At 36.9% G+C, this 19,561-nt stretch carries 13 protein-coding genes; 7 read left to right on the top strand and 6 right to left on the bottom strand.

Going from position 1 to position 19,561, the window contains the following annotated elements; all coding sequences use genetic code 11:
- The first annotated feature begins 627 nt into the window (after nt 1–627).
- Nucleotides 628–1,908: a DUF349 domain-containing protein gene (locus VB248_RS14620; RefSeq protein ID WP_323297537.1), complete on the top strand. Its 1,281-nt coding sequence runs from the start codon at nt 628–630 to the stop codon at nt 1,906–1,908.
- Nucleotides 1,909–2,008: 100 nt separating this feature from the next.
- Here VB248_RS14620 and VB248_RS14615 read toward each other — a convergent pair whose 3' ends face one another.
- Nucleotides 2,009–3,385, bottom strand: coding sequence for an ethanolamine ammonia-lyase subunit EutB (locus VB248_RS14615; RefSeq protein WP_323297536.1), 1,377 nt, complete (start codon nt 3,383–3,385; stop codon nt 2,009–2,011).
- Between the two features lie 203 nt (nt 3,386–3,588).
- Here VB248_RS14615 and VB248_RS14610 point away from each other — a divergent pair, with 203 nt between their 5' ends.
- Entirely contained in the window at nt 3,589–6,399 is a 2,811-nt protein-coding gene (locus tag VB248_RS14610; RefSeq protein ID WP_323297535.1) for a M16 family metallopeptidase, read from the top strand.
- 93 nt (nt 6,400–6,492) lie between these two features.
- The gene (locus VB248_RS14605) at nt 6,493–7,230 is read left to right on the top strand and encodes a LolA-like protein (RefSeq protein ID WP_323297534.1); all 738 of its coding nucleotides are present in this window, start codon (nt 6,493–6,495) and stop codon (nt 7,228–7,230) included.
- Nucleotides 7,231–7,297: 67 nt separating this feature from the next.
- On the opposite strand, the gene glpK is transcribed toward VB248_RS14605, so the two are convergent.
- From glpK to VB248_RS14590, 3 genes are all read right to left on the bottom strand, one after another.
- Nucleotides 7,298–8,788: a glycerol kinase GlpK gene (gene glpK / locus VB248_RS14600; protein WP_407652912.1), complete on the bottom strand. Its 1,491-nt coding sequence runs from the start codon at nt 8,786–8,788 to the stop codon at nt 7,298–7,300.
- A gap of 59 nt (nt 8,789–8,847) precedes the next feature.
- Nucleotides 8,848–10,215, bottom strand: coding sequence for a sigma-54-dependent transcriptional regulator (locus tag VB248_RS14595; protein WP_323297533.1), 1,368 nt, complete (start codon nt 10,213–10,215; stop codon nt 8,848–8,850).
- A 158-nt stretch (nt 10,216–10,373) separates the two neighbouring features.
- On the bottom strand, nt 10,374–11,573 hold the full coding sequence (locus VB248_RS14590) for an MFS transporter (RefSeq protein WP_323297532.1): 1,200 nt from the start codon (nt 11,571–11,573) through the stop codon (nt 10,374–10,376).
- A 245-nt stretch (nt 11,574–11,818) separates the two neighbouring features.
- Between VB248_RS14590 and VB248_RS14585 the strand changes: the two genes are divergently transcribed.
- Nucleotides 11,819–12,013, top strand: coding sequence for a hypothetical protein (locus VB248_RS14585; RefSeq protein WP_323297531.1), 195 nt, complete (start codon nt 11,819–11,821; stop codon nt 12,011–12,013).
- Between the two features lie 71 nt (nt 12,014–12,084).
- Here VB248_RS14585 and uvrA read toward each other — a convergent pair whose 3' ends face one another.
- Entirely contained in the window at nt 12,085–14,970 is a 2,886-nt protein-coding gene (gene uvrA / locus VB248_RS14580; RefSeq protein WP_323297530.1) for an excinuclease ABC subunit UvrA, read from the bottom strand.
- 268 nt (nt 14,971–15,238) lie between these two features.
- Between uvrA and VB248_RS14575 the strand changes: the two genes are divergently transcribed.
- From VB248_RS14575 to VB248_RS14565, 3 genes are all read left to right on the top strand, one after another.
- On the top strand, nt 15,239–15,853 hold the full coding sequence (locus VB248_RS14575) for a hypothetical protein (protein WP_323297529.1): 615 nt from the start codon (nt 15,239–15,241) through the stop codon (nt 15,851–15,853).
- Between the two features lie 73 nt (nt 15,854–15,926).
- Entirely contained in the window at nt 15,927–17,129 is a 1,203-nt protein-coding gene (locus VB248_RS14570) for an anhydro-N-acetylmuramic acid kinase (protein WP_323297528.1), read from the top strand.
- Nucleotides 17,130–17,325: 196 nt separating this feature from the next.
- Nucleotides 17,326–18,033, top strand: a complete 708-nt coding sequence (locus VB248_RS14565) for a head GIN domain-containing protein (RefSeq protein WP_323297527.1) — start codon at nt 17,326–17,328, stop codon at nt 18,031–18,033.
- A 53-nt stretch (nt 18,034–18,086) separates the two neighbouring features.
- On the opposite strand, the gene VB248_RS14560 is transcribed toward VB248_RS14565, so the two are convergent.
- A complete protein-coding gene (locus VB248_RS14560) occupies nt 18,087–19,145 on the bottom strand; it encodes a PorP/SprF family type IX secretion system membrane protein (protein WP_323297526.1) in 1,059 nt (352 codons plus the stop codon).
- Nucleotides 19,146–19,561: the final 416 nt, after the last annotated feature.

Below are 19,561 nucleotides of genomic sequence, written 5' to 3'. Positions count from 1 at the left end.
ATCGTTTGAAGAAATGTAACAAGTATCTATTTATTTTTGAATAATTTAATGTCTAAAAAACATTAATAATCAAACATTTAAAGTATTTATCAACTATAAATTACTTTTGTATTGTAAAGTTGATAACTTTCTTGATAGACAAATGTATAATCGTTCTTTCAAAGATAATATTTTTAGATGAAAGGTAATTGAGATTTTTGTGAAGGCATACGTTTGAAAATAATATTTAAGCTTGAAAAAATAATATAAACTATTTTTCAAGAATAGCGTTAGAAAAGAAAAAGGCATTCTTATTCTACGTCCAAAGGCATTTATCTCTATTTTTAGCCTATATTTTAGCATTAAAATAAAAAAAAAGGCAAATAGTGGATTATATTGATAATACATTAGATTTTTTGCAGAAAATCAGTAAATTGCGGAAAATTTAGGTCATAGAAGCGTTTTCATTTTTAAAATTCATTAATTTTAGAATTTTGAAAATTAATTATAAAGATAATTCGTTGCTTAATCAATAACTTTAGATAATTTTAAATAATCACAAGAACTACTAAATACATTCAACCTAAACCATGAATCTCTTAGAGTTATGAGCCTTGCCAGACACTCTAATCATGCGATGTAAACCAAATGGAAAACACAGTTAAGAACTCAGCCGAATATGGCTATTGTAAAGAGGGTAAGGTCTTTTTGAAAGGATACGCAGATTATCCAGACCGCCAAATAGGTGTTGTAAGAAATACCGAAGAAGAAGCCCTACAATATTTCGTAAATCGTTTTACGATTGCTGAAAATAAAGTAGCTCTACTTTTTGAACAAGTAGAAGAAGCACAAAACAAAGGCTCGTATCTAACCAAGCTACTTCAGCTTCGTAAAAACCTTGTCGAATTTGATGGCTTAGGAAACTTCATGCCATTACTCCAACGCTTAGATGGCTTAGAATTAGAGCTTAGAGAATTGATTCTCCACAACCAAATCAAGAACCTCGAAATCAAAAGAGCCTTGATTGAAGAATTAAGAGAAGCAAGTAAAAGTGAAGATTGGGTGGCTACTACCGAAACCATTATGGAAATCAAAACCAAATGGTTGAAAACTGGCCCTGTTGATAAAGCACTTCAAGACAGTGTTGAGGAAGAATTCAATGCGATTGTGGACGATTTCTTCGTGAGAAGACGTGAGTACTATGCAGAGAAAAACCGTATCATTGACGAAAAATTAGCTACGCTACAACGCCTTGTGGACGAAGCTCGTAATTTACGATACGAAAAAGATGTTGATGCTGGTTTTGCTAAAATCAAAGAATTGCAGCGTGAGTGGAAAACTATTAGCCAAGTTCCACCAAAAAAACAAAGCCAACTTTGGAAGCAATTCAAACGCTCTAACGATTTCTTCTTTGAACGCTACAACAAAGAGAAAGGTATCGTTACGATGCCAAGAATTGACCCTCGTGTTCAACAAATGAAGGACATGACTACTGAACTTGAAGGATTATTCAAACAACAAGAATTGATTCCTCAGACTTCGGAGAAAGCAAAAGGCTACTTGGTGAAATGGAAAGAATTATCAACACAAACTAAAAATGTTGATAGAAGCCTTGCCGAACGTTTCAGAAATATCTGTGATAAGATTTTTGAAATGAATTACCTTTTACGTGTAATCAGTTATCGCCATCCTTCATTGCACAATAAACCAAGAATTGAGCAATTGAAGATTATGATTAACCAAATGGATTACATGACCAAAAAAGAGAAAAACGAATTAGATGCGTTTATTTCTGATGCTAATTACAATGGTCAAATGGGTGATAAATTGGTAATGAACAAAATCAATACGCAAAAACGTAAGATTTCAATGAAAGAAACATTGTTGATTGAATTCAAGAAAGAACTTGAAATTTTATTAGATCAATAGTTTTCTGATACTCATAAAGAAAAACCTCAAGATTTACACCTTGAGGTTTTTTTATTTTTGATAACTCCTCACTCTACGCTCAAAACTCATCCCTCCAAAACTACTCTATCCGAAACATTTCGCTGATTAAATGTTGGTTTCCCGTAGTCAAACTCATTTTTTCATCAAAAATATTCATTCTTTTTAACCAAGCCTCAAATTCTGGAGCTGGACGCAAGCCTAACAAATGCCTAACGTAAAGGGCATCATGAAAAGAAGTACTTTGGTAATGAAGCATCACATCGTCTGCTCCGGGAACGCCCATGATAAAATTACAGCCTGCCGTTGCCAACAAAGTAAGTAAAGTATCCATGTCGTCTTGGTCGGCTTCGGCATGATTGGTATAACAAACATCAACGCCCATTGGTAAGCCCAAAAGTTTTCCACAAAAATGGTCTTCTAAACCTGCTCTGATAATCTGTTTGCCATTATACAAGTATTCAGGGCCAATAAAACCAACCACAGTATTTACCAACAAAGGATTGAAATGTCGGGCTACGGCATAAGCACGTGTTTCGCAAGTTTGCTGGTCGAGTCCGTGATGAGCATTGGCAGAAAGCGAACTTCCTTGTCCTGTTTCAAAGTACATCAAATTATTACCAAGTGTACCCCTGCCCAACGAAAGCCCAGCTTCGTAGCCTTCTTGCAAAATATTCAGATTTACGCCAAAAGAAGTATTGGTAGCTTCTGTTCCGCCGATAGACTGAAAAACTAAATCCACGGGAGCGTTTTGTTCGATGGCTTTGATAGTTGTGGTAATGTGGCTAAGAATACAAGATTGCATCGGAATATCGAAACGTTGGCGAACACCATCCAACATTTCGAGTAAACGAATCACGGTTGGAACATTATCTGTTGCGGGGTTAATTCCAATAACGGCATCGCCACTCCCGTAAAAAAGCCCATCTATCATACTGGCTGCAATTCCCTTGAAATCGTCGGTAGGATGATTGGGTTGCAGACGAGTAGAAAAGCGTCCTTTCAAACCAATGGTATTTCTGAATTGAGTAATTACTTCACATTTTGAAGCAACAGTAATTAAATCCTGAATTCTCATCAATTTACTTACAGCAGCTACCATTTCGGGAGTTATCCCTTTCTGCAAAGCTTGAAGAGTAAAAGTATCTGTACTTTCTTCGAGTAAAAAGTTTCTGAAATCACCAACGGTTAAATGACTTATCGAAGCAAACGCCACTTCATCGTGCGAATCAATAATCAAGCGAGTAATTTCATCTTGCTCGTAAGGAATCAGATGTTCAGTCAAAAATGTTCGGAGCGGCACTTCAGCCAGAGCCATTTGTGCCGCTACTCTTTCTTCAGCAGAAGTAGCCGCAACGCCTGCAAGTTCGTCACCCGAACGTTGAGGACTTGCTTTCGCCATCAAAGTTTTGAGGTCGGAAAAATAATAAACCCGATTGCGGATAGAATGTTGATACATAGAAGGCTTCTTTTAAAATCTATTAATGATATTTAACGAGCATTCAAATACAATTTTTGATTTTACTCCCGTTATTCTCATCAGTAATGCTATATTGCAATTCAATTAATTACTCTACTTTTTGTATCTGCGTTTGCAGCTCCAAGATACAACAATCTTAAACAAATTTACTCTCGCTGGAGCAAGAGAGTCCTCTTTTTAACATGAAAAAAGTTACTACCCTGATTGCCGTGGTAGCCCTGAGTTTTATCTCAGGATTTTCGGCGATGGCTCAAGAAGATTTGAGCAAAAAACTCCTTCCAATGGACCCAAAGGTAAAAACGGGTGTTCTTCCAAACGGTTTGAAGTATTACATTCTCAAAAACGCTGAACCTAAAAATAGAGCTCAGTTGCGTTTGATGGTGAAGGCTGGTTCTGTTTTGGAAAACGACGAACAACAAGGCTTGGCTCACTTCATGGAACACATGAATTTTAATGGAACGAAAAACTTCCCCAAAAATGCTTTGGTAGATTTTCTCCAAAAATCTGGGGTTCGTTTTGGAGCAGATTTGAACGCCTACACAGGTTTCGACGAAACGGTGTATATGTTGCCTGTGCCGACCGATTCTATCGAAGTATTCAAAAAAGGAATTCAAATTTTGGAAGATTGGGCTCATAACGCTACGCTTGACCCAGCTGAAATCGACAAAGAAAGAGGTGTCGTTTTAGAAGAATCTCGTACAGGAAAAGGAGCTGAATCTCGTATGAGAGACAAGTTTTTACCTGTGATTCTTAAAAATTCACAGTATGCCAAACGCCTACCTATCGGAAAAGACGACATCTTGAAGAATTTCAAATATGATGTTTTAAAACAATTTCATCAAGACTTTTATCGACCAAATTTAGAAGCCGTTGCCGTTGTGGGTGATGTAGATGTAGCGATGGTCGAGAAAATGATTATCGAAAAATTTAGTGGCATTCAAAATCCTGCGAACGAAAAACCAAGAACAAAGTACAGAATTGAACTTACTGGCGGAACAGACGTAGCCATCATTACTGACCCCGAACAACCCAACACGATTGTTCAAGTAATTGGGAAGCAAGAAAAACGCAAAGATGTAACTTACAAAGACCGTCGTGATGGTATCATTCGTTCTTTGTACAACCAGATGTTATCAGCTCGTATTCAAGAACTTACACAAAAAGCTGACCCACCATTTCAGTTTGGCTTTGCTGGATATAGCGGTTTTTTAGGCAATTTAGATGCTTTTACTTCGGCTGTTGTGGTGAAAGGTGGCAATGTAGAAAAAGGTTTAAAAGCCATTTTGGAAGAAGTAGCTCGTGCTAAAAAGTTTGGTTTTAATGCTTCTGAATTGGAACGAGTAAAAACTCAGTACATGGTTGGGCAAGAACAAGCTTTTAAAGAAAAAGATAAAACAGATTCAGAAAGTTTGATTGAAGGTTTGGTCGGAGCATTTTTAGAAGATGAAAACCTTACTTCTACCGAATTTGGTTATGAGTTTGCCAAACAATATTTGGCAGGAATCAAGTTGGAAGAAGTAAATGCTATGGGCAATTTATTAATTACCGACGACAACCGTGCGGTAATTGTGTTAGCTCCAGAGAAAGATAAAGCAACTTTGCCTTCGGAAGCTCAAATTAAAGAATGGTTAAACACAGCAGGAAAAGACGCAACGGCGTACATCGACCAAGCTGTTACCAAACCTTTAATTGCCAAATTACCAACAGGTTCAAAAGTAATTGCGACGAAACAAGTACCAGAATTGGGACTTACTGAATTTACTTTTGCCAATGGTGTAAAAGCAGTTTTGAAACCAACTGATTTTAAAAACGACGAAATCTTAATCAGCGGTTACAGTTTTGGTGGTTCAAATTTATATCCAGACAAGGATGCAGATAATGCTCGTTTAGCTTCAACTGTGGCGAATATCAGCGGTTTAGGAGAGTTTTCAACCATTAATCTTCGTAAATTATTAACAGGAAAAGTAGCCCGAGTAAATCCATTCATTACGGGTACTTCTGAAAATATCAATGGAGAAAGTAGTCCAAAAGATTTGGAAACGGCTTTACAGTTATTGTACAGTTACTTTACTCAACCTCGTTTTGATGACGAAGTGATTAAAGGTTTCATGGCAAACCAACGTGATGCTTTGGCAAATCAGCAAAAAACACTTACGCCAGAAAAGGTTTATAACGATTCGTTAAGTGCAATTCTGAGCAATTATGCAACCCGCAATTTACCGATGACGGTAGAAAGAATGGAAAAAATTGATGCTAATCGTGCTTTCCAGATTTATAAAGAACGCTTTGCAGATGCTTCTGACTTTACGTTTTTCTTTGTCGGCAATTTCAAAAATGAAAGTATTAAACCTTTGTTAGAGAAATACTTAGGAGCTTTGCCAAGCACCAAACGCAAAGAAACTTATAAAGATTTAGGAATTCGTCCACCAAAAGGAAAAGTAGAAAAAACATTGTACAAAGGCACAGAACCTAAAGCAAGAGTAACGATGGTTTGGACGGGCGATTTCGACGGAAGTACCGAAAGTGAAACACAAGTAGAAGCTTTGGCAGAAGTATTAGAAATTAAATTAATCGAAAAACTCAGAGAAGAAGAATCAGGAGTGTATGGTGTTGGTGTAAGTGGAATTACTGGAAAAATTCCTGCCAAACGTTATAATTTCCGTATTGCTTTTGGTTGTGCTCCCGAAAATGTCGAGAAATTAGTAAATCGTACTTTAGCCGAAATTCAGAAAGTACAAGAAAAAGGAGCTGAACAAACTGATATTGATAAATTTAAAGTAGAAACTAAACGCCAAACCGAAGTACAATTAAGAGATAATGGTTTTTGGTTGAACTACCTTCAAGCTCAATATCAAAATGGCGACGATTTAAAATATATTTTGAAAGAAGAAGAAGCTTTGAAAAAAGTAACCGTAGAAAGTACCAAAGCCGCAGCCAAAAAATACTTTGCCGACAATATGGTGAAAGTAATAATGTTGCCTGAGAAAAAGTAATAAATCGTAGTACGAGTTTATCAATTTTAATCTATCCAAAGGCTGTCTTGAATTATCATTTAAGGCAGCCTTTCATCTTAATAATACACACAAATGATTCATAAAAAATACTTTATCCTATACTTTTTGCTATTCGTTTCAAGCATTTCACAGGCACAAACGGCAAAAGAGATTTATAAAAAATACATGGATGCCATTGGTGGAGAAGATAATTTTAAAGCTATCAATAGCCTCAAAATAGAAGAAAATAGTAAAAACTTCAATGCTGAAACAGATAAATCAATTAGATATAAAAAACGAAAAGACCTATTTCGTGCTGAGTATTATGAAGATTCTTCTACTTATGGGTGTTCGTGTTACGATGGTAAATTCTTTTGGCGTTTAGGGAAAAAATCAACAAAACCTAAAAATGTAAGTAGAAGCCAAAACGAAGATAAATCTTGGACAATAGATGATGAAGCAGGAGGTGAACCACTTTTTAATTCATTAATTGAATATCAGTCTTATGGCAATACGATTCATTTAGAAGAAAGCATAGAAGAAGACGATAAAGCTTACTTTGTAATTCGGGTGACATTGAAAAAACTTTCAAGCACTGATTTTTACATTAATAAAGCTACTTATTTATTGGATAAAACCGTTGAAATTAGTCAGTCGGGAGATAAAGGGGTTATGACTTTTATTAGCGATTATAGGCAAGTCGGGAATCTATTATTACCACATAAAAGAGTATCGCATCTAATGGGTCATATATTTTCAACTACAATGGTTGACAATATCACATTGAATCCAGAAATATCTGATGAGCTTTTTAAATGTGAAAGAAAATAAAGAATTGTAGCACGAGTTTCCAACTCGTGTCATATTAATTTGACGAGTTGGAAACTCGTGCTACGGTTTACTCTTCCCACTCAAAACTACGAGTAACGGCTTTTTTCCAATAATGATATAATTTCTCTCTTTTTGAAGTTTCAATATTGGGTTTCCAAGTATGAGATATTCCCCAATTTTGTTTTAAATCATCCAAATCTTCCCAATAGCCTATTGCCAAACCTGCGGCATAAGCAGCACCCAAAGCGGTAGTTTCTATCATGGCCGGACAAACCACTGGCACATCAACCATGTCTGATTGAAACTGCATTAAAGTTTCATTCACTACCATTCCGCCATCTACTCTCAACGAAGATATTTTTATGCCTGCGTCTTTTTCCATGGCTTCCAATACTTCTAAGGTTTGAAAAGCCGTAGCTTCCAATGCCGCACGAGCAATGTGTGCTTTGGTGACATAACGAGTAAGCCCAACAATTACACCACGAGCATCCGCTTGCCAATAAGGTGCGTACAAACCCGAAAAGGCTGGTACGAAGTAACATCCGCCATTGTCTTCAACAGAATTGGCTAAAGTTTCAATTTCCGAACTGGTTTTTATGATTTCTAAATTATCACGAAGCCATTGTACCAAAGCTCCTGTAATGGCAACCGAACCTTCTAAAGCATATTGTACAGGCTGATTTCCGAATTGATAAGCCACGGTAGTTAATAGACCAAAAGTAGAAGGCGTGATTTTTTCGCCTGTATTCATCAACATAAAACAGCCCGTTCCATAAGTATTTTTGGCTTCGCCTGCTGCAAAACAAGTTTGTCCGACCAAAGCTGCTTGTTGGTCACCCAAATCGCCTGCCACAGGTACGCCAGAAAGTACGCCACGTGCTTCACCATAAATTTCACTACTTGATTTTATGGCTGGTAACATGATTTTCGGGATGTTCAGTTTTTGAAGTATTTCATCGTCCCACGACAAAGATTTTAGGTTCATCAACTGCGTTCTGCTGGCATTGGTAACGTCTGTAATATGAATACCGCCATCTGTTCCGCCCGTCAAATGCCAAATGATAAAAGTATCCATATTGCCAAAAATCGCCACACCATTTTCAGCATCTTCACGCAAACCTTCTACGTTTTCTAAAAGCCATTTTAATTTTAAACCACTAAAGTACGTAGCCAAAGGCAAACCCGTTTTTTCTCTAAAACAATCTGATCCGCCTTCACTTGCCAATTCGGCTACCATATTTCCGACACGAGTATCTTGCCAAACAATGGCGTTATAATAAGGCTGACCAGTAAAACGATTCCAAACTACCGTAGTTTCTCTTTGGTTGGTAATGCCCACCGCCGCAATGTCTAAAGGTGAAAGATTGGCTTTACCCAATGCCAAACCGATTACTTCTTGTGTATTACTCCAAATTTCGTCTGAATCGTGTTCAACCCAACCAGCTTGTGGATAAATCTGTGCATGTTCTTTTTGTCCGACGGAAATTTGATTGCCTTGTTTGTCGAAAATGATGAAGCGGGTACTGGTAGTCCCTTGATCAATTGAGCCAATATACATTTTTATATGATTGTTTTTGATAGTTAAATTAGAGAGTAGTGGTGAATAAAATGACTTTTTTATAAATCATATTTCCCCAAACGTCTGTACAAGGCGGTTCGGGTTAAGCCTAATTCACGGGCGGCTTTGGTAATGTTTCCATCGTGTCGTTCGATTGCCTTTAAAATGGTTGATTTTTCCATTTCATCAATTCTTAAAGTACTGGGTTCGCTACTGACAGCAATCGGATTTTCGATAGAGGAACTTAAATCTAAATCTCGTGCCGTTAATACCTGTTCATCCGACATAATGACGGCTCTTTCGATAGCGTGTTGCAATTCTCGAATATTACCCGGAAAAGCATATTTTCGTAATTTATCTTTTGCCTTTTCGTCAATTTCGTAGAGATTTTTATGATACTGTTGTGCGTACATTTTGGTAAAATACTCTGCCAACAGCACCACATCTTCGCCACGGTTACGCAAAGGAGGTAAAGTAATTTCTATGGTATTGAGTCGATAAATCAAATCTTTCCGATATTGATTTTGTGCCGACATTTCTTTAATGGCTGCATTGGTAGCAGAAATCAAACGAATGTCAATCGGTATTGGCGAATTTGTTCCCAAGCGAGTTACTTCTCGATTTTGCAAAACTGTCAGCAATTTGGCTTGCTGAGGCAATGAAATATTTCCGATTTCATCCAAAAACAAAGTACCTTTATTGGCAGACTCAAAACGCCCAGCACGGTCTTCACGGGCATCCGTAAATGCTCCTTTTTTATGCCCAAATAATTCAGATTCAAACAAACTTTCGGTAAGCGAACCCAAATCTGCATGAACAAAAGGTTTACCTGCTCGCAATGATTTTTGGTGAATCAGTTTGGCTACTTCTCCTTTTCCTGTTCCATTTTCGCCCAAAATCAAAATATTGGCATCCGTCGGAGCAATTTTCTCGATTTTGTAGAAAATATCTTGCATCGCTTCGCTTTTGCCAAGTAAAGAATTGATGCTCGTTTGGTTACTCGTTTTTTTATTTTTATTTGAAACAGAATTTTCTACCATTGTTTTTTCAATGGCTTCTTCGATGGCAAGTAGGAGTTTTTCATTTCGCCAAGGCTTCAACACAAAATCGGTTGCTCCTTCTTTCACCGAACGCACCGCTAAGTCAATATCACCATAAGCAGTAATCATGATTACAGCCACGGATTTATTGATTTCTCTGATTTTTCGTAGCCAAAAAATACCTTCATTGCCAGTATTCAAGGAACTTTTATAATTCATATCCAGCAAAATCAAATCGAATTGATTTTGAGCCAATAAAGATTGAATACGTTCGGGATTTTTTTCTGTAACGATTTCTTTTACTTCTGGACGAAGTAGCATTTTCACCGCAACCAGTACGTCTGGGTCATCGTCGATAGCTAATATTTTGGCGTTTTTTAGGGACATGTTAGAGATTTAAGCTATGAGTTTTGAGCTGCAAGCCTTTTTTAAACAGAGTGAGCGGTTATAATGAAAATTTCAAAAACTGATAGCTCAAAGCTCATGGCTGAAAGCTGACAGCATATCCAAAGATACAATATTGCCGACAAAGGTTGCATCAGATTTTACTTCAAAGTTTTTAAATACAAAAAGCCCAAAGTTGATAGCGTACAGAAAGCTCCCATCACATACCACAAAGTACTAAAACCAAAGTGTTCAACCAATTGCGAGCCTATGGTTGGCGAAGTAATTTGTGCAAAAGAATAACACATCGAATACATCGCAATATATTGTCCACGGTTAGATTCGTCTGAGCGTTCTATCGAAAAACTTTGCATAAAAGGCATCGCAAACATCTCTCCTACTGTATTCAGCAAAATAGAAACCCAGAGTACTCCTACAAAAAAATAGATATTAAAAACCCAAAAAGAAAAAGCCGTCAGGATTGTTCCGATAGCAATAAGGTTTGCTTTCGGAAATCTTCCGTCTAATTGATGTACCAAAATCATCTCTACAAAAGCAATCAGTAGCCCATTTGTTACCATCAATAAACCTATTTGCGATTCTGGCAAATGATAAATCGTTCGGAAATAAAGCGGTTCTAAACTAAATAATTGAAAAAACGAAATGGCATAAAGCGTAACACAAAATACAAAAAACCAGTAAACGCTATCTCTGTACGGTGACTTTACGAAGGGTTTTTCTAAGCTTTGCTCGCTCTTATTCAGTTTGTTTTGTTGAGGAGCTTTTAATAAAATTCTCAGTAAAATTGCGGCTACAATACAAGTAATACCGTCTGCCCAAAAGAGTAAGTCATAATCTATTTCGGCAAGTATTCCGCCCATTCCCCCACCTATCGACCAGCCTAAATTGATTGCCAAACGGTTTAATGAAAACGAACGAGTTCTGTTTTCTGCTTCGCTATAATGTGCCAAAGCTGCGGCATTGGCGGGTCGGAAACAGTCGCCGAATAAAGTAAAAATAAATACGCCCACACAAATCGCATAAAAATTTGTGAGGTGCATCAGTACCAACAAGATGATTCCTGCCAACAATAAACTAAAAAACTGGATGGGATAAAAGCCAATTTTGTCCGTCAGTTTACCCCCCAAGAAAGTACCACACAAAGCACCAACGCCATAAACCGCCATAATAATACCTGTATCGGCAACACTAAAATGGAGTTTTTGGGTAAGATACAATGACAAAAAAGGCAAAACCATTGTGCCACTTCTGTTCACAAACATCACACCCGAAAGCAACCATACAGACTTTGGTAAGCCTAAATATGCGTTACGGTAAAGTTGTATAGATTTACTTAACATGCATTTTTTGGGAGTACTGAGCTTTAAGATTAGGGATAAATTAGGGATATTAGACTTAAAAGCAGATTATTTTGTCTATTTTATATTGATATTTAGTACAATTTTCTTAAATAGTTTAAAAATTTCTATAAAAAGCCTTTTTTTCTAAAGTAAAAATACTAATTTGACTATAATTCGTACTAAGTACAATTACCTCCTTCCTATCAAAATATATTATTTTTTTACCATAGCCACCAATAAAGAATATGATCAAAGAACCCATCATCCTAACGGTTGACTCTATTGAAACCTTAGTGGCGAATATCGCCGAAGAGTTATTAAAAGGTCAGAATACCTACAAATTTGAAACAGCAGCTATTAAAAGAAAAATTAAGATTGGAATGCTCAGAACAATTTCTTTTCAAGAAGCCATGAGTAAGCCTCAGCAACAAACATCATAAAAAATACAAAGACATTACCAACCTTACCGCCATAAGGTTACGATGTTGCTTACTGGTTTGGCTTTCAAATATTAAAGTTTTTCTTTCAAAAAGTCGGCGGTATAATTGCCTTCCAATTTTACCATCATTTCGGGTGTGCCTTCAAAGGTAACAAAGCCTCCTTTTTCTCCACCTTCTGGGCCTAAGTCGATGATATAATCTGAAGATTTTATCACTTCCATATTATGTTCAATGATAATGACGGAGTCTCCTTGTTCTACCAAAGCATTAATGGCTTTCAATAATTTTTTAATGTCGTGAAAATGTAAACCTGTGGTAGGTTCATCAAAAATGAAAAGTGTTTTGCCTTTGTTCGGGTTTCCTTTTCCTAAGAAACTCGCCAATTTTACTCTTTGGGCTTCTCCGCCCGAAAGAGAATTAGACGATTGCCCTAATTTTACGTAGCCCAAACCTACTTCTTGGAGTGGCAATAATTTGTCGGCTAATCTTGGTTGGTCTTTTTGGAAAAGTTCAATGGCTTCATCGACTGTCATGTCTAACAAGTCGGCAATATCTTTGTCGTTGTATTTTACGTCTAAAATTTCCTGTTTAAAACGTTTGCCTCCGCAAGACTCACACTTCAATTTTACATCTGCCATAAATTGCATTTCAATTGTCACGAAGCCTTCGCCTTGGCAGGTTTCGCAGCGTCCACCTTCTACATTGAATGAAAAATGGGCAGGTTTATAACCTCTTGCTTTTGAAATGGGTTGTTCGGAATACAGCAATCTGATTTGGTCATAAGCCTTTACGTAAGTCACAGGATTTGAGCGGGACGATTTTCCAATTGGATTCTGGTCAACCATTTCTACGGCTTCAATCTTGCCAATACTTCCACTGATTTCAGCATATTTCCCTGCTTCGTCGGTATAAGTACCCAAATGACGACCCAAAGCTGGATATAAAATCTTACGAATTAAAGTTGATTTTCCAGAACCACTTACACCCGTTACCGCAATCAAAATGCCTAATGGAAATTTTACAGAAATATCTTTTAAATTATTCTCGTAAGCTCCTTTTACTTCAATAAAACTGGTTGATTTTCTACGGAATTTGGGTACTTCAATAGTATCTCTTTCCGTTAAAAAATTAATCGTATGCGAAAAGGCTTGTGCTGGATTTGCTTGATTTTCAAGCGAATTAATCGTTTCCCAATTGCCTTGAAAAACCAGTTTTCCACCATTACTTCCTGCATCTGGACCAATATCAATAATTTGGTCGGCTGCACGCATTACTTCTTCTTCGTGTTCTACCACGATTACGGTATTTCCCATATCTCGCAGCGATTCCAAAACAGAAACCAAACGCTTGGTATCTCTCGGATGCAAACCGATAGAAGGTTCATCCAAAATGTACATTGAACCCACCAAGGCACTTCCCAAAGAAGTAGCCAATTTGATGCGTTGAAACTCTCCACCCGAAAGTGTTGAAGATAAACGGTTGAGGGTTAAATAGCCCAAACCTACTTTCTCCATGTACTCTAAACGAGTTTCAATTTCCAATAAAATTCTTTTTGAAACACCATATTGATAATCGGGTAAATCAAGATTTTTGAAGAAATCACTTACATCACTCAGTGGCATAAGTACCAAATCTATGATTGACTTCCCTCCTATTTTTACATAACCTGCATCTTTACGCAAACGTGAACCTTTACAATCTGGACAAGTGGTGCGTCCACGGTAGCGTGAAAGCATTACTCTGTATTGAATTTTGTGCGTTTCTTTTTCGAGCATCACAAAGAAATCGTCCAGACCTTGAAAGTACTCATTGCCTGTCCAAAGTAATTCCTTTTGCTCATCGCTTAAATCTTTATAAGGTCGGTGAATCGGAAAATCGAATTTTGCTCCATTTTTCAATAATGGAATCAGCCATTCGTTCATTTTTTCACTTCTCCACGGAGCAATCGCTCCTTCATACACAGAAATGCCTTTGTCAGGAATGATTAAATCAGGGTCGAGTCCGAGAATTCTACCAAAACCTTCACAGCGTTTGCAAGCTCCATAAGGATTATTGAAGCTCAATAAATTCAAAGAAGGTTCTTCAAAAACAATTCCATCGGCTTCAAATCTATCAGAAAACGTTTTGGTTTCATCGCCTACAATTTCTACGAAACAAGTACCATTTCCTTCAAAAAAAGCGGTTTGGATAGAATCCGAAAGACGGAATTGTGTTTCCTCATCTGGCTGACCGTCAGCATCTTTTTTAATCACCACACGGTCGATGAGAATTTTATAATTATTACTGAATAAATCTATGGCAGGAAGATTTTTCAGTGCTTCTTTGTCTTCTAAAAGTTCTTCTAAAAATTTCGTTTCTTCATCAATGACAATACGAGTATAGCCTTTTTGAAGTAAAATTTTCATTTCTTCCGAAAGTTTCCGTCCTTCTTTCAAATACAATGGCGACAGCACCATTACCCTTTGTCCTTCGTCTTTTGTAAACAAATAATTCACAACGTCCGTCACCGTATCTTTTCGTACTTCATTACCCGAAATTGGCGAAAAAGTAGTCCCGATTCTGGCAAAAAGTAATTTTAGATAATCGTAAATTTCGGTAGTAGTTCCTACGGTTGAACGTGGGTTTTTACTCGAAACTTTTTGTTCGATAGCAATCGCTGGAGAAATTCCTTTGATATAATCGACATCAGGTTTTTCCATTCGTCCCAAGAATTGACGAGTATAAGCACTTAAACTTTCTACATACATTCGTTGCCCTTCGGCAAAAAGCGTATCAAAAGCCAAAGAAGATTTACCAGAACCCGACAAACCCGTAATTACGACTAATTTGTTACGAGGAATGGCAACGTCAATATTTTTTAGGTTATTTACTCTTGCCCCTTTGATAATAATAAAACGTTTAGGGTCAAGGTCTTCAAAAGCAGTAGGAAGCGAGTTGATGATTTCGGAATTGTTCATGAAACAAAGATAAGAAATTCTGGGCTGCGAAAATTCGGTGAAGTGATTCTATTCACCGTTGTAAAGCTTAAAATATGGTTTTGTTTATTAGAGACACCAATTCCGAAAAGATTGTTTCGGGCTTTGTAAGAAAATGGATAATCTTTGCGTTAAATTAGCGTTTTCTGTGAAAAGAAAACCTAAAATCTTTCAAAAACCTTGAATACTTTTTGACTAACCACTGTTCTTTTCAAAAAAGTATTCCCACAAAAATTTAATACTTACAACCATGCAAAAAATATTATTCATTTTATTTTTATCCATAGCCACTTACGCTGGTACTTTTGCACAAACTCCCGTAGTGATTAAGCAAGACAGTACTGTACAAGATTTAGACGAAGAGGAAGAAGTAGATGTACGAGATTTGCCTTTCCGTGAACGTATTCGTTTTGGTGGCGGTATCGGTGGCTTACAGTTTGGTAGCCCTACCGTTATTGCAGTATCGCCAATGGCTGGCTACCAAGTCACAAACGACTTAACAGTCGGATTAGCCGTTGATTATCAATATTATAAGTATCGCAATTCAGCAGCACAAAACCAATACGGGCCAAGAGTTTTCGGGCAATATCGTTTACATTTCTTGGATGTGATTGCTTCAAATATGTTTTTACAGGCAGAACTACAGAAATATTATTTTACTCAAGGAGCGATTGCAAATCAGCCCAGTATTTCTAATGAATATAAATTACAAACTTTGGCTGGTATAGGAGCTGGTTTTGGAGGGCTTCAGTTTACTGTCCTCTATAATCTTACTTATGACGATACTATTTCCCCGATAACAGGCTTTAGAAACTCTCCTTATGGAAGCCCTTGGGTAATCCGTATTGGTGGATTTTTCTTCTAAAAATATTTCAAACAAACGATTGTCTTAGAGGCGGATTTTTCAATCCGCCTATTTTTTTGAAAATCCAAAAACGATGAATAAAAATATACTCAAACTCTATCAGTTAGCAGAAAAACCTTCACGGAAAATCATCGGATTGATGTCGGGTACTTCTTTAGACGGCTTGGATATTGCTCTTTGCGAAATTGCAGGCAGTGGCGAAAACACCCAAGTAAAAGTATTGCATTTCACAACGGTAGATTATACGGAAAATATCAAAACAGAAATCCGAAAAGTATTTGCCAAACAACAAATTGATTTTCAACATTTGGCTTTGCTGAATGAATGGATTGGCGAATTACACGCTGAGATGATTCTGAGCAGTTTGCAAGAATGGAATATTGCTGCCGAAACGATAGATTTGATAGCTTCGCATGGACAAACAGTAATGCACGCACCCAAGATTTTACATCGACAAGCTATGTTTCCGAATGCTACTTTACAAATCGGCGACGGCGACCATATTGCGGTAAAAACGGGTATTATTACGCTTTCGGATTTCAGACAAAAACACCTTGCCGCAGGTGGTGAGGGAGCTCCTTTAGCCGTTTATGGCGATTATTTTATTTTCGGGAAAAAAGGCGAAAACCGTATTTTACTCAATATGGGAGGCATTGCTAATTTTACTTTTTTGCCTGCCAGTATGAACCCCGAAGAAGTATTTGTTACCGACACAGGCACTGGCAATACTCTGATTGACGCTTTTACAAGATTACATTTTCCTGATTTGGCTTATGATAAAGATGCCCAAATAGCCCAACAAGGACAAGTAAATTCTTCGCTTTTGAGTGAATTAAAAAATGACGTTTTCTTTACAGGAAGTTTTCCGAAAACTACTGGGCCAGAATTATTTAGTGTAGATTATGTAAAAAAAGCTCAGGCGAAAAGTAATACAGAAAGTATTTCAATCAACGATTTATTAGCTACACTTACTCGTTTTAGTGCCGAAACTATTTCCGAAGCGATTCATTGGGCGGTAGGTTCTCAAGCCTTATCGGATTTTAATATTTACCTTTCTGGTGGCGGAATGCACAATCCTTTGTTGGTTACTTGGCTAAAAGCGTTGATTCCTGCTAATTTCTTCAAAACGGATGATTTGGGCATTTCTGGCGATGCCAAAGAAGCAGTACTTTTTGCTATTTTAGCGAATGAAACCGTTGCAGGAGGAGATTCAGATTTTGGAACAAGAAAAGGCATTCCTTCTGTAACGATGGGAAAAATTTCTTTTCCGACTTAGTGCAACCTTTGATACTTTGCGTGCATCTAATGGTTTGGGAGTTGGGATTTCGGACATCGGATTTCGGGTATCAGACTTTGGATTTGGGATTTCAGGTTTCTGACTTATTATATAAATTAAAAAATCACTAAATCACCAATTCACAACTCACTCATTCACTAAATCACAATTGAAAACAATTAGAACAATAAATAACATGAAAAGTATCACTAAATCTCTTTTAACAATCTTATTTACAATCACTTGTGTTGTAAATGCTTCTTCGCAAATCACGAAAGAAAATCGTTCGATAACAGGTTTTAAAGCTATTCGTGTCACCAGCGGTATAGATTTATACATCAAACAAGGCAGTAGCGAATCGGTTACGGTAAGTGCCGAGAAAGACAAATTGGACAATATCATTACAGAACTAAAAGACGGAGCTTTGAGTATATCTGTTGAAAACTCAAAATGGGGCTGGTTTAATTGGAATACAAAACCAGTAAAAGTATATGTTACGATTAAAGATTTAACAGGAATCTCAGCTACGGGCGGAAGTGACGTTTATTCAGAAGGTAAATTAGATTTAATTAAACTCAACGTAAGTGCAACGGGCGGAAGCGATATTAAATTAGAAGTAGATGCTGACGAAATTATTTGTCATACTACTGGAGGTTCGGACGTGAGTTTATCAGGAACAACATCTGTTTTTAAAGCAAGTTCAACAGGTGGAAGCGATTTGAAAGCAAGTAATCTAAAAGCCAACTATTGCAGTGTTTCTTCAACGGGCGGTTCAGACGCTTATGTTTGGGCTGAAAAAGAAATCAGTATTTCTGCCACAGGCGGTAGCGATGTTTACTACAAAGGCAATGCAAGAGTAGTGAAATCAACTTCGACGGGTGGTTCGGATGTTCATAAACAATAAAAAAATGGGCTTGTGGAGATTATCCACAAGCCCATTTTTTTTATTAACAAATACTAAAATTTAGGACACTTCAACTCGCCTTTTCTTGAACGAACATTTTTGCGGGGTTCTATCAAATCACTAAAAATATATGAAATAGAAATTTCGTGTGCTCCACCTGTTGAACTCAATCTCGAAATCGTTACATCGTAACTATAACCAATCGAAAAATTATCTTGTCGATAACCCACCAAAAGTACCGCTGCATCTTGACTGACGATACTTACATTGTCTTTTTTATAACTTTTTAGAGGAATTCCTCTGTACCAAGCCCCAAGTACCATCGGAGCGTAAGTTAGGTACGCACCCACATCCAATTGGTCTGACTGCCCTTGTTTTTTATAGTGAATGACAGGCGTAATACTTTTCTCACGGTCGATGGCGTCGCCCAAATTATTTCCAATCATATAATCTTCCAAGCCAATTCTAAAACCTGCTTGAATCCCAAATTTCATTGGCAAACGAGCATCATTGTTATTGAAAGACTGGTTTGGTCGATTGATGTGATGCACTGATGCACCAATCCAAAACTGTTCTGAATACACCAAAGCTCCTGTTGAAAAATCAGCATATTTCAATTGTGGACTACTATTATTGCCTTGTAAAATCGGGTCAGAAGAGAGCGTTGGATAATTTCCTGTTTGTAAGTAATTACTAATTTGGTCGCCAAAAGTATAATCTGCAAAATTGATTCTTCGGGTTACATACGAGCCTTGCACACCCAAATTTGCCCGTAAACCTTCATTAATTTTTAAATGATATGAGTAAATCGCTCCAATATCCGTAGTGGTTAAATTGGTAAACTGGCGGTCGGTTGTCAATAAAAGCCCGACACCGCTATTGAATTTATCCAAATACAAATCTGTTGATAAAGATGAAGTAACAAAATTTGCACTCAATGATGGCCATTGATTTCTATGGTTTAGGCTTACTCTCGGAGCTTTAGCTGCCCCCGCAAAAGCAGGATTCAAAAACAAAGGAGAAGCATAAAATTGAGAATATTGAGGGTCTTGAGCTTCCGCATATAAGCAAGAAAACAGACTCAAAATCAATATAAAAATTCTTTTCAACATATTTTAGAAATGCTTATTTAGTGGTTTTAAATCTATCTTCTTTACCTTAGTCAAGCTTATCGTCAAAAGGGTTGCTTTCATGCGTACCAGCTTTTGCATTAAAACTAAAAATGCCATTACTTTTATACAATTTTATTGAATTTTTATCAAAAAACTGTACCCTGCACATATTGTATAGTACTATTCTGAACAGCTTCTGAAATTTTTAAGCGTAATTTACGTTTATTTATGGCTAATTGTCATAAAAATACGTTTATATCAATAATACCTATCTAAAATATTATCTGTATCATTTTTGAGTAAATCAGGTAATCTATTTCAAATAATAACCTCACTAAAAACTTGACGCTAAAGGCTAATTTGGGTATTTTTCATATCCAACCTTTTGAAAAGAATACCTGTCTATATTAATAAAC

The organism is Arcicella rigui, from assembly GCF_034929435.1.
Lineage (GTDB): Bacteria > Bacteroidota > Bacteroidia > Cytophagales > Spirosomataceae > Arcicella > Arcicella rigui.
The sequence above is the reverse complement of the archived record's forward strand: the minus strand, read 5'-3'. Positions and strand labels throughout refer to the sequence as shown.